Genomic DNA, 12,114 nt, shown 5'->3' with positions numbered 1-12,114 from the left:
CACGCAATGGTTGAAGCGGCCGTGCCCTCCGGCGCCAGCCGCGCCACTAGACTCGGTGAGGAAAATACAGTTCACACTGGTTCTTCCGACGAAAGAGGATGTTCGTGTCCCAGCTTCAGCCCGGCATGTCCGCCCCCGAGTTCACTCTCTCCGACGCTGACGACAAGAAGGTCTCGCTGTCCGACTATGCCGGCTGGAATGTTGTGCTCTACTTCTATCCCAAGGCTGCCACCCCCGGTTGCACCACAGAGGCCTGCGATTTCCGCGACAGCCTCAACTCCCTGCAGGCCGCCAACTACGACGTCATCGGCATCTCGCCGGACGGACCGGAGGCTATCCAGGCATTCAGCGACGCCGAGGGCCTGACCTTCCCGTTGCTGTCCGACCCCGATTTTGCAGTGGCGAAGGCATACGGCTCATACGGCGACAGGAAGTTCGGCGACAAGGTCTTCACCGGCACACTCCGCAGCACCTTTGTGATCGGCCCGGACGGAACCATCAAGCACGCTGAGTACGACGTGGACGCCAAGGGCCACGTAGCGCGCCTGCGCGAAACCCTCGGGGTCTGATCCCAAGGCGGTGCCGGCCGCCATAGCCATTGCCCGCAGTGGAATATCAGTGACCATGGCCTCGGCGATCCGTTCCTTCGGTCCCAGTATGGCGCAGCACATGCAGCGACAACTCGTTACCAGTGCGGTAAAGCGGGTCATGCCGCGGACATCGTTAATCTCAGCGCGCGTCTCTAGTTTCAACGAGGAGCTGGATGCGCGTCTTGAGGCGTCTTACGGCGCTTCCAATTGGGATGGTTGTTAGAGAAATGATGGGTCACGACAAATTGGTGTACACCCCATCACGTTGACCTAAGGGCTTCAAAGGGTTGATCTTCCGTGCAATCGAGTTGACCTAGAAGGAAACGCTCGAGTCTTTCGTGTTCAGTTTCGCCCAGCCATGAGGTGGCATGTAAGGAGCATCACATCTAGGTGGTGAACTTTACATCAAGGACAGTAATTCATGACAACTTCGAAATCTGCCGAGCGGATGACGGACTACGCTGCAAGAAAAGAGCGTCGCCGCGCCCAGGGGTCCAGTTTCTTAGGCTCCGTCGTCGAAGCCTACGACTTCCTGCTTTATGCCTCTGCAGCCGCATTGGTTTTTCCACGGGTTATGTTCACCGGGATGGATCCAGCCCTCGGGACGACGTTGGCCTTCGTCACACTGCTGGCGGGCTACTTAGCGCGGCCGCTTGGTGGCTTGCTCTTCGGCCACTTTGGGGACCGCATAGGGCGAAAGCCCATGCTGTTTATCTCCGTCCTAGTGATGGGTGTGGTCTCGCTGGCCATCGGCCTAATGCCAACGAATCTGGGGCCGGTCATTTCCGGCGTCATCCTCACCGGTATCCGCGTCATCCAGGGAATCGTCGTGGGCGGCGAATGGAGCGGTGCCACTCTGATGTCCATGGAACACTCGAGTAAGCGGAACAAGGGTTTCGGGGCATCCATTGCCGTATCAGGTGGACCGGCGGGGTCCGTGCTCGCCACCCTCGTGCTGGGAATTTTCGTGGCGCTTCCGGAGGAGCAATTTCTGACGTGGGGGTGGAGGGTTCCCTTCCTGTTGTCAATCGTCGTAGTCGCCGTCGCCGTGTACCTGCGTTACCGGGTCTCGGAGTCGCCGGAGTTCAAAGCGGCAGCGCCGAGCGCAGTCAAGCAGAAAGCGCCCCTTCTGAGGGTGCTGCGTGACTCTCGCGGAAAAATCCTCCTGGGAATTCTCGTAGCCTTGGCACCGCTCTTCCTTCAGGTCATGCTGACGTCCTTCATGATTTCCCACCTCGCCGGCCGATCAGCTGGCTTGGCCGGCGAAGGAGTTGCGCCCGCAATCACCGTGGACGCTCTGCTGTTCATGATCACGGCGGCAAGTGCAGTTGGCGTTCTCACCATCCCGCTGGTCGGCTGGCTTTCCGATCGCATCGGCCGGAACCGCATGCTCGTGGCAGGGGCGGTTCTGGGCATGATCGGCGTGTGGCCGATGATGGCATTGTTCAGCACCAATGACCCATTCCTCATCGGCCTAGGCTTCATGCTCGGTTTGCCGGTGATGCAGGTATCGATGCTCGGTGTGCTGGGTGCTTTCCTGGCGGAACTGTTTGAGACGACAACGCGCTACACCGGATTGTCTCTGACGTTTCAGGTGGGAGCTGCGATCGGTGGCGGTACGGCACCGCTGGTTGCGCAATACCTGGGACAGGCCGGTGGCGGCGGACTGACATTGATCGCGGTCTATTACTGCCTGCTTGCGTGCGTCGCGGCGGCAGCTGTCCTGATCGCAGGGCGGCATCAACCGATCAGGTCGCGGGAAACCGCGAGCATGGGCACCTTGGCGTAGCAGGGGCTGGTAGCGCCCCCCAAAAAATCGGTAGTCCGGCCTCTGGCGTCGTTTGGATGCTAGAGGCCGGACTGCCGCGTCGCTGCTCTAAGTTCAATGATTCTCATCATCTACCGGGCGACGGACTACTGGAAAACGCGTAAGCCCGATTCAGACATGCCCATTAGCTTCGGCGTTGATCCATTGCTGAAATTTGTCAGGGGCGTCCAAAATGTGGATCAATCGACTGGGCTTTGAAACAGCGCGACTTGGGCAAAGGCTGCAGGATTCGCATGCCGCTCTAGTCCGCGCTCTGTGATCCGGCACTGGTGAACCAAGATGCAACCGGCAGCGTGATTTAAGAACGAGCACTACAGTTGCCCAGATCCGGCCCAGCTCAAAGGTATCCCCGGTCCCGGCAATCCGTCCCCCAGTTTCTGGTTGGGCCCCAGCACCTGCCTTGCTTGTGGTGCTGGGGCTGAAGGTGCCGGCGCTACTCGCTCCGCCCGGCCGGCTGGGGGCGTTTGAGCGTCAGTTCGATGATTTCAAGGATGTAGGGGGCGATGATGCCCTGCGAGACCCGCAGGTCGGCCACGAAGGTTCCCTCCGCGCCGGCATCGACCCAGTCCTGGATCTGGTCCAGGTCGTCCAGGGTGCGGATAACCGCTGACTTAGCGCCGAAGCCGAGGGCAACCTGTGCGAAATCCACCTGCGGAATTTGCATGATCTCTTGGTCCAGCCCCTGCGAACCGTATTGATGGACCTCGGCGCCGTAGGCCGCGTCGTTGAACACCAGCACAATTGCGCTGCGCGCCACCCGAACCAGCGTGTCCAAGTCCGGTAGGCCCATGAGCCCTCCGCCGTCGCCGGTGACCACCACGGTGGTGCGTTCCGGGCGGGCGACTGCGGCGCCGGCGGCCGACGGCAGCCCCAATCCGATCGACTGGTAGGTGGTCCCGACCAGGGTGATGCTGTCCGGCGAGGGTAGTTCGAAGTAGGTGTTCGCCCAGCCGATGAAGTGACCGCCATCGGAAACTACCTGGCGTTGGGCAGGAAGGATGGTGTTCAGCCGGCGCATCAGGCTGCGCGGGTCCAACCGACCGTCGGGGGCCAGCTCATCGCCGGGCTCGCGGTCGAACTGCAGGGTAGAATCTTTCGCCTGCTCGGCAGACCCGCCCCAGGGCATTTGCCGCGCCTTTCCCTCGCCGGCCACGGACCGGAACCGCTCCACCAAGGCCGGGATGGCATCGGCCGCATCGGCCTGGATGAAGTGGTCAACTAACGGCGAGGTGGCAGCTTCGGCGACGTCGATTTGCACAACCGTGGCGGCTCCGCCGAAGGCATGCCCGAAGGAAGTGGTGAACTGATTCAGCCGGGCGCCGACGACCAGGACGACGTCGGCCGCCTTGATCAGCGCGGCGGAAGGCTCGGAGGCGAAGCCGCCGGCCACGCCGAGGTCGTAGGCTCGGCCGGCGAAAGTGCCACGTGCCGGCGCGCTGGAAGCGGTAAGCGCACCAACCAAATCCGCCAACTGACTCAGTTCACCCGCAGCGCAGCGGGCCCCCCGTCCGGCGAGTACTAGTGGGCGTTCGGACTGCGCGAGCAGTTTGGCCACGCCATCAAGTGAGGCTTGGGCCGCCGTCGTTGTTGCAAGCGGCAGGGGTCCCGGCACCAAGGTGCCCTCATCGGCGGCGGGTGAGGCCGCGACGTCGTACGGGATGGCCAGCACCACGGCGGTGCGGCGCGTGACGGCGTAGTGGAAGGCGTCGAGCGCAGTCTGGCCAGCGTTCGCTCCGGTCACCGTGAACGTGTTGACTCCCATCGCGGCTGCCATCGCCGTTTGATCCACGTCCCAAGGACGCGGGCCAGTGCTCGGGGCGTCCCCGACCACAAGCAGCACAGGTGTATTGGCCTGCGCGGCTTCGGCCAGCGAGGTCAAGGTGTTTGTGAAGCCGGGGCCGAAGGTCGTCGTCGCCACCGCTGGCCGACGCGACACGCGGTAGTAAGCATCGGCGGCTGCAACCGTGGCGGTTTCGTGCCGCATCGCATGCATCCGCACCGACTGCCGTGCCAGCGCATCGACGAAGTAGGCGTTGCCGTTGCCCATCAGGGCAAAGACCTCGTCGACCTGTCCGGCGAGGACCTCTGCGACGCGCTCGGAGACTGTTGTCATGGTGTTCCTTCGTGGTGAGTTCTCTGTCAGCGGGCGGTCAGGAAAGACCCGAAGCCCCCGCGGAAATAAGCCAGCGGTTCGCCCGGTGCGGTCACGACCGTCTCCACGCGGGCCAGAAAAACTGTGTGGGTGCCGCCGGTAGTGGTCGACTCGGTGCGGCAGACCATTCCGGCGATTGCCCCGGGGAGCAGCGGTATGCCGTCCACCTGATCTGGGGCGACTCCGTCAAACTTATCAGGACCCTTGCCCGCGAAGCGGCGCGCCAACTTCTGCTGGTCAACAGAGAGGATGCTGATGCCGAATCGGCCGGCGTCTAGGAGCGCATCGCGGGTGCTGCTGGACCGATTCAGGCAAATCAGCATCATCGGCGGTTCCATTGACAGGCTGGTCACGGCAGACGCCGTCGTGCCGTAGAGCCGTCCGCCGGATGCGGTGGTGATGACTGCGACGCCGCTGGCAAAATGGCCTGCGGCCTCACGGAACCGGTCCTGGCTGAGCGCCGCTGCCGGAGCTGGAGTACTGGGTGCGATCGTCACGGTAATAGTCACTTCCTGCCGATGAAGGCACAGTGTGCCGCTGTTAGTGGCCCGAGCCTACGTCTGGCGTCCGCGATCGGGACAGTGCTGCGGGGCGGACTATTCGCCGTGCGTCAAGTCGATTTCCCGCGTTGCCAAACCGCGTCGGCTGCTCAATTACGGGGCTGTTTTTCCAGTCTTCCCGCAATGCCAAGTGGGGTTCCCGGATCGTCAAGATCGGCGTGGGGACCTGTGGCTACGATCACTTTCAAGCAGATGTGGAGGCTCGCATCTCCGCACCCGCACCACCGTCCCGCCGCTTCGGCCCCATCGCTGACTCGGCAGCTGAAAGGAAGACATGTACCGGATCACCGTCACCTATGGACAGCCCGCTGACTCTGAGGCGTTCGACCGCCACTACGAGCAGGTGCACGCGCCACTGGCCGCGCAACTGCCCGGCCTCCGGTCCTTCACCACGCTCAAGGGGGAGGCGCTCGACGACGCCGCCTCGCCTTGGTATTTCCAGGCGAACCTGTACTTCGCGGACAAGGACGCCGCCCTGGCTGCGCTCGGCTCGGAGACCGGGCAGGCAGCCGGGGCGGACATCGCGAATTTCGCCACCGGCGGCGCCACCTTAGCCGGGGGCCACGAGACTGAGGTGGCCGTGGCCCACGCAGCGGAGCAGGTTGCGCCGTGACCGGTGGTTACGACTTCATCATCGTCGGCGCTGGGCCGGCCGGCTGTGTGCTCGCCAACAGGCTCAGCGCGGACCCGCAGAACCGGGTGCTGTTGCTGGAAGCCGGCGGCGCTCCGACCGGGCTGCCGTTCCGGGTCCCGGTGTTGTCCACCAAGCTGTGGTTCAGTCCAGAGCACACCTGGATGCTCCGCTCCGAAGAAGAGCCGGGGCTGAATAACCGCCGGCTGCCCATCCCCGCCGGGAAAGTTCTCGGCGGCGGAACTTCCATCAACGGCATGGTGTTCAACCGCGGCCTGCCCACCGATTACGAGGCCTTCAAGGAGATGGGCCTCGAGCAGTGGGGCTACCGCGAACTGCTGCCCTACTTCAAGCGCACAGAGACGAACTGGCGCGGCAGTTCGCGCTATCACGGGGACAAGGGCCCCATCCGGGTAAACCGGTTCAACAGCACCCACCCGATGGCGGCCGACGCCTTGCTCGCGGCCCAAGCGATGGGCTTCCCGCTCTCCGACGACTTCATGGGCGCCCAGCCGGCCGGCTTCGGCATTCCCGACACCAACATTCACCGCGGTCGCCGGGTCAGCGCCTACGACGCTTACCTGAAGCCCGTGCTGGACCGCGAAAACCTCACCGTCCTGACCGGCGCGCAGGCCACGCGCATCGTGATCGAAGCCGGCCGCGCCGTCGCCGTCGACTACCTGGTCTCCGGGCAGTCGCAATCTTCCCGGGCGGACCGGGAGATCATCATCGCCGGTGGCGCCTACCGGACCCCGCACCTGCTGATGCACTCGGGGGTCGGGAACCCGGACGAATTGCGCCGCCACGGCCTGGCCGTCGCCCACGAGTCGAGCGAAGTGGGCCAGAACCTAGTCGAACAGCCGGCTATCGGCGTCGAAGTGGCTTGCCGGCCCGACCACGCCTTCGATCACGAGATGCGGTGGGACCGAGCCGCGGCGAATGCGCTGAAGTGGGCCGTCACCGGGAAGGGTGCCTTCTCCGGCATGCCCGTGGTGGTTACCGGCGTCGCCTCCACGACCAGTGAAACCGAAGGGCCGGACATCCGCTTCATGCTCGGCGGGACCGCTGACTCGCGCCCGTGGCGGCCCTTCTCGGACCGCCGACGGGGTGACTTCCTGGTGGCCAACGCCGGCGTCTCCTACCCGCACAGCCGTGGCCAGGTCCGTCTTGCCTCGGGGTCTCCGCTGGACGCACCGCGGGTGAACTACAACCTGCTGCAGGACCCCCGCGATGTGGAGGACCTCAAACGCGGCTACCGCGTCCTACTCAGTTGGCTCGACCAGCCGAGCCTGCGCCGGCATATCGGCGCGATCGCCCGGCCGGCCTCGCTGCCCAAGACCGAGGCGGAGCTGGAGGATTTCCTCCGCTCGGCCGCTTCGACCACCCAGCATCCGCTCGCCACCTGCCGGATGGGCGTCGACGACGGCGCCGTGGTCGACCCGGAGTTGAGGGTCAACGGCGTCTTGGGCCTGCGCATCGCGGACGCGTCCGTGCTGCCGCGGCAGATCGGCGGGAACCCGACCGGTGTCATCGCCATGCTCGGCGAGAAGGCAGCGGACCTGGTCCTGGGCGCCGTTGCACCCGCCCCGGTGCTCGAAGCCCAGGAAGCAATCGACGCCGCCCGCGCGGCGCACCCGATCATCGACCTGCCGGATTTCCCCGGTTCGGTCTCTCATCAGTCCGATGTCGGTTCGCCGACGGTGGTTGCCGCCGAGCCGTGGGAGACCAAGACCGGCTGGTAATCCGCATAGACAACACGCCGACCCGATCCCATCGGCCCGGCCCGATTCACCCCCCGTCAAACAGTCCAGAAAGGCAATATCGATGACTTCCCATGATCCCGCCGCCCCCCGCGTCCACCCGCTGTTCGGGCCCAACAAGCTCAAGCTGGGCGTATTCGGCATGAACGGCTCCGGCACGGTGATGACGAAGCACCCGGACCGGCACACCCCGTCGTGGGCTTACACCTCGCAGCTGGGCCAGATGATCGACCAGGCCGGGTTCGAAGCGATCGTCCCGTACTCCCGCTGGCACGCGTTCGGCGACGCCCACCACTTCAGCGGCCAGGTCCTGGACCCGTTCGTCTGGGCCGGTGCGCTGGGAGCCACCACCAGCAACCCGTCGGTTTTCAGCACCGTGCACACCACCACCACCCATCCGATCGTCGCCGCTAAGCAAGGCGCCACGATCGACGACATCTCCAACGGCCGCTTCACCCTGAACGTGGTGTGTGGCTGGTTCATGCCGGAGATGGAGATGTTCGGCGGCGACTTCGACCCGGACCGGCGTTACGATCACGCCGAGGAATGGATCACCATCATCAAGAAGCTGTGGACCGAGCCCGACGGCTTCGATTTCGACGGCGAGTTCTTCCAGCTCAAGGACGCGATGCTGGCGCCGAAGCCAGCGTCCAGCCCGATGCCGCCGATCATGAACGCGGGCAGCTCCGGCCGCGGTCGGGACTTCGCCGCCAAACACGCCGACGTCGCCTTCATCATGATCCCGGACCCGTCTCCGGAGGCGGTCAGCGCGCAGGTGAAGTCCTACAAGGAGTACGCCCGGGAGAAGTACGGCCGGGACATCCAGGTCTGGGCGCATTCCCTGGTGATCCAGCGCGAGGACGCGGCCGCCGGCCGCGCCGCCTTCGACTACTACACCGATACACACGGCGACCACGAAGCGATCGACCTGTTCGCCAGCTTCCAGATCCAAAACCACGCCCAAACCGCCCCGGAAATCCTCCGCGCGGTCCGCGAGGCGGCGGCCGGCGGCGGCGGCGTGCACCTGTTCGGCAACGCTCAGGACATTGCCGACCGCCTGACCATGCTTTCCGACGCGGGGGTCGACGGCGTGCTGACCACCTTCGTGGACTTCGAATCCGGCCTCCGCGAGTTCAACGAGACCGTACTGCCGCTGCTGGAACAGCGCGGACTGCGCGGCCCCGCCCCGGAATTCATCGGAACGGCCGCCGGCCGCGCGACCGAACAGGCTTCGGCATGACCGGCATGCGTTCGCTCATCCGCTCGGACCAGACCATCCTGATCCCCGGGGCCCACGACGCGATCACCGCCCGGATGATCGAAGACGCGGGCTTTGACATCCTGGCCATCGGCGGCGCTTCGCTGGCGGCCACCCAGTTGGCGCTGCCCGACATTGGCCTCCAGAGCTTCGGCGAATACCGGGACGCGGTCGGCAGGATCCTGCAGGGCAGCACCCTGCCAGCCATGGTCGACGGCGAAAATGGTTTCGGCGACGCCAAGGCCATCACCCGCACCGTTCGATCCTTCGAGGCGCTCGGCGTCGCCGGCATGTCGTTCGAGGACTTGAGCTTCCCACCGGTCCTCGGGGTCCCGCCGTCGGTCATCAGCGAAGCCGAGATGACGGTCAAGCTCGAGGCGGCTCTGGCCGCCCGGCAGAACCCGGCGACCTTCATCGTCGGCCGGACCGATGCTGCCGGGATCCTCGGCCTGGACGCCGGACTGGAGCGCGCCCGGCTCTACGAGGACATCGGCGTCGACGCCGTGCTGCTCACCGGGGTTCCCGACGTGGAGTCGCTGAAGCGGGCCCGCGATGCCGTGACCGTCTCGATCATCGCGATCATCGTGGAAAACGGCCCCTGGGCCACGGCCACCCCGGAGGAACTGTCCGCGATGGGCTACGAGTTCGCGCTTTACCCGGCCACCCTGATGCTGGCCGGCCTCACGGGCTACCGGCAGGGCCTCGACGCCATCCGGTCCGGCAGCACCGCGCTGCCCGCCGACAGCATCGGGCACCAAGGGCTGCGTTCGCTGGTCCGCCCCGAGGACTGGGCCGCCGTGGATGCCCGCGCGCTGGACAGCATCCACTAACCCTTTGAAAGGCACAAGCATGCAAACACTCACCGTCACCCGGGTCGACGTGCCGGCCTGCAAGCTCGGCGAAGGCCCTGTCTGGGACGTAGACGAACAGGCCCTCTACTACGTGGACGCGGCCGGTTTCGCCCTGCACCGGTACGACCCGGCAACCGGCGACCTGAAGACCTGGAACTTCGACGGCCGGGTAGCCTGCCTCGGCATCCGGCGCGACGGCGGCGCCATCCTCGCGCTGTGGAACGGGATGCACCTGTTCGACTTCGCCACCGGCGAGCTCACCCTGATCGGCGATCCCGACCCGGACCAGCCCCGGACCTCGCTCAACGACGGCAAGGTGGACCCGCGCGGCCGTTACATCTGCGGCAGCGTCGACCTGCAGGTGAGCGCCCCGCTGGGCAAGCTCTACAGCATCGGCTCCGACGGCGCCATCGTCGTCCTGGACCAGGACATCACGGTCGCCAACGGGCCGTGCTGGTCCCCCGACGGCACCACCTTCTACCACGCCGACAGCGTGCCGAAGACGATTTACGCCTACGACTACGACCTGGACACCGGCGCCGTCGCCAACCGCCGCGTCTTCGCCAAGACCGACTCGCTCGGGGGCATCCCGGACGGCGCCACGGTCGACGCCGAGGGCTACCTCTGGACCGCCGTGTGCGAAGGCGGGGTGGTGGCCCGGTTCGCCCCGGACGGGACACTGGACCGCACCGTCGAACTGCCCACCAGCATGGTCTCCAGCGTCATGTTCGGCGGCCCCGACCTGGACCGCCTCTTCGTCACCTCCATCGACCCGCGCACCTTCGGCAAGGAGGCCGAGGAGGACGGCGGCCGGATGTTCGTCATCGACGGCCTCGGCGTCCGGGGCCTGCCCGAGCACCGGTACGCCGGCTGAACCAGACCAACCACCACCAATCGAGAGGCAGAAGACCATGACCACCGTTGACACCGAAACCCCCACGACCACGACGCCGGATCCGCTCCAGGGACAGCTCTACATCGGCGGCGCCTGGCGCGAAGCCAGCAGCGGCGAACGGACAGACGTGCTGAACCCGGCCACCGGACAGGTCGCCGGCTCCGTAGCCAAGGCCACCGCGCAAGACGTGGACGACGCCGTCCGGGCCGCCCGGCAGGCCTTCGACTCCGGCGTCTGGTCCGGGCTGCCGGCCCGCGACCGGGCCCGCGTGCTGCACCGCGTCGCGGAGCTGATCCGGGAGAACGCCGCAGAGCTGGCCCGGCTCGAAAGCCTGGACGTGGGCAAGCCACTGGGCATCGCGCAGGCGGTGGACGTTGCGACGGCCGCAGAGCAATACGAGTACGTCTCCGCGCTGACCATGCAGCTGGACGGCGCGGTGCGGGAAACACCGTTCCCGGCCCACGCCTTCACCCGGCGCGAGGCGATCGGCGTCGTCGCGGCGATCACCCCGTTCAACTTCCCGCTCATCCTCAGCAGCACAAAGATCGCCGCGGCACTGGCGATGGGCAACACCGTGGTGCACAAGCCGGCCACCGACACCCCGCTCACGGCGCTGGCGATGGCCAGAATCCTGGCAGAAGCAGGGGTCCCCGACGGCGTCGTCAACGTGGTGACCGGATCCGGCGCCGTCATCGGCGACGCTCTCACCTCGCACCCGCTGGTCGGCAAGGTAGCATTCACGGGCTCCACCGAGGTCGGCGCACACATCGCCGAACTGGCCGGCAAGGGCCTGAAGCCGGTCACCGCCGAGCTGGGCGGCAACGGCGCACACCTGGTGTTCGCCGACGCCGACCTGAATGTCGCGATTCCCTCGATCATCGGCGGCGCCTTGTTCAACGCCGGACAGTTCTGCATGGCCGGTACCCGCATCTTGGTCGAGCGCCCGATTTACGACCAGGTAGTGGAGATGCTGGCCCAGGCCGTGCCTGGGATGAACGTGGGCCGCCCCCAGGAAGCGGCCACCGAGATGGGCCCGCTGGTCAGCCAGAAGCAGCTGGACAAGGTCAGTGGCTACCTGCGCGACGCCCGGGAAGCCGGGGCGCGGATCGTCGCCGGCGGCGAGCCGATCGAGCTCGACGGCGGTTTCTACCACCAGCCCACCGTCGTGGCCGATGTCGCCGATGAGGACCCGATCGTCGCCGAGGAGATCTTCGGCCCGGTGCTCACGGTCCAGCCGTTCGACGACGAAGCCGAAGCGGTTCGCCGCGCCAACGCCACCCCGTATGGTCTGGCCGCCGGGGTGCAGACCACGGATATCGGCCGCGCCCACCGCGTGACCAAGCAACTGCAGGCCGGCATGGTCTGGGTCAACACCTGGGGCCTTCTTGACCCGGCGATGCCGTTCGGCGGGATGAAGCAGTCCGGCTTCGGTCGCGAATTCGGGCCCGAGGCGCTGGCGGCTTACACGCAGCCCAAGTCGGTGGTCTTCGGGCTCTGAGCCCGAAGATGGCTTGAACCGGTCGACGGCCGGAGCCTGCAGATGGACGGGGTCCCTCGAGAGGGGCACCGTCCATCTGTCTTCTCACTCC

General features: G+C 66.1%; 10 protein-coding genes. 8 read left to right on the top strand and 2 right to left on the bottom strand.

From position 1 onward, the window contains the following. The first annotated feature begins 98 nt into the window (after positions 1 to 98). Positions 99 to 569 (top strand): thioredoxin-dependent thiol peroxidase, encoded by a 471-nt coding sequence (gene bcp, locus MNQ99_RS01520; protein ID WP_241914185.1) that lies wholly within the window; start codon positions 99 to 101, stop codon positions 567 to 569. 442 nt (positions 570 to 1,011) lie between these two features. Beyond that, complete coding sequence (locus tag MNQ99_RS01515; protein WP_241914184.1) at positions 1,012 to 2,379, top strand: MFS transporter; 1,368 nt, start codon at positions 1,012 to 1,014, stop codon at positions 2,377 to 2,379. A gap of 472 nt (positions 2,380 to 2,851) precedes the next feature. On the opposite strand, the gene MNQ99_RS01510 is transcribed toward MNQ99_RS01515, so the two are convergent. Continuing rightward, entirely contained in the window at positions 2,852 to 4,531 is a 1,680-nt protein-coding gene (locus tag MNQ99_RS01510; protein ID WP_241914183.1) for a thiamine pyrophosphate-binding protein, read from the bottom strand. A 26-nt stretch (positions 4,532 to 4,557) separates the two neighbouring features. Beyond that, positions 4,558 to 5,067: a flavin reductase family protein gene (locus MNQ99_RS01505; RefSeq protein ID WP_241914182.1), complete on the bottom strand. Its 510-nt coding sequence runs from the start codon at positions 5,065 to 5,067 to the stop codon at positions 4,558 to 4,560. Positions 5,068 to 5,404: 337 nt separating this feature from the next. On the opposite strand from MNQ99_RS01505, the gene MNQ99_RS01500 reads away from it, so the two are divergent. The 6 genes from MNQ99_RS01500 to MNQ99_RS01475 all read left to right on the top strand — a co-directional run bounded on the left by MNQ99_RS01500 (position 5,405) and on the right by MNQ99_RS01475 (position 12,023). After that, positions 5,405 to 5,743 carry an EthD family reductase gene (locus MNQ99_RS01500; RefSeq protein ID WP_241914181.1) on the top strand — a complete coding sequence of 113 codons (339 nt, stop codon included), beginning with the start codon at positions 5,405 to 5,407 and terminating at the stop codon, positions 5,741 to 5,743. Continuing rightward, positions 5,740 to 7,503, top strand: coding sequence for a GMC family oxidoreductase (locus MNQ99_RS01495; RefSeq protein ID WP_241914180.1), 1,764 nt, complete (start codon positions 5,740 to 5,742; stop codon positions 7,501 to 7,503). Before MNQ99_RS01500 ends, MNQ99_RS01495 begins: the two co-directional genes overlap by 4 nt. 82 nt (positions 7,504 to 7,585) lie before the next feature. Next, a complete protein-coding gene (locus MNQ99_RS01490; protein ID WP_241914179.1) occupies positions 7,586 to 8,761 on the top strand; it encodes an LLM class flavin-dependent oxidoreductase in 1,176 nt (391 codons plus the stop codon). After that, entirely contained in the window at positions 8,758 to 9,609 is an 852-nt protein-coding gene (locus MNQ99_RS01485; protein WP_241914178.1) for an isocitrate lyase/PEP mutase family protein, read from the top strand. Before MNQ99_RS01490 ends, MNQ99_RS01485 begins: the two co-directional genes overlap by 4 nt. Positions 9,610 to 9,628: 19 nt before the next feature. Further along, positions 9,629 to 10,504, top strand: a complete 876-nt coding sequence (locus MNQ99_RS01480) for an SMP-30/gluconolactonase/LRE family protein (protein ID WP_241914177.1) — start codon at positions 9,629 to 9,631, stop codon at positions 10,502 to 10,504. A 37-nt stretch (positions 10,505 to 10,541) separates the two neighbouring features. Beyond that, the gene (locus MNQ99_RS01475) at positions 10,542 to 12,023 is read left to right on the top strand and encodes an aldehyde dehydrogenase family protein (RefSeq protein WP_241914176.1); all 1,482 of its coding nucleotides are present in this window, start codon (positions 10,542 to 10,544) and stop codon (positions 12,021 to 12,023) included. Positions 12,024 to 12,114: the final 91 nt, after the last annotated feature.

The organism is Arthrobacter sulfonylureivorans (assembly GCF_022637435.1).
Lineage (GTDB): Bacteria > Actinomycetota > Actinomycetes > Actinomycetales > Micrococcaceae > Crystallibacter > Crystallibacter sulfonylureivorans.
Note: the sequence above shows the minus strand (reverse complement) of the source record. Positions and strands in the feature narration are given on the sequence as shown.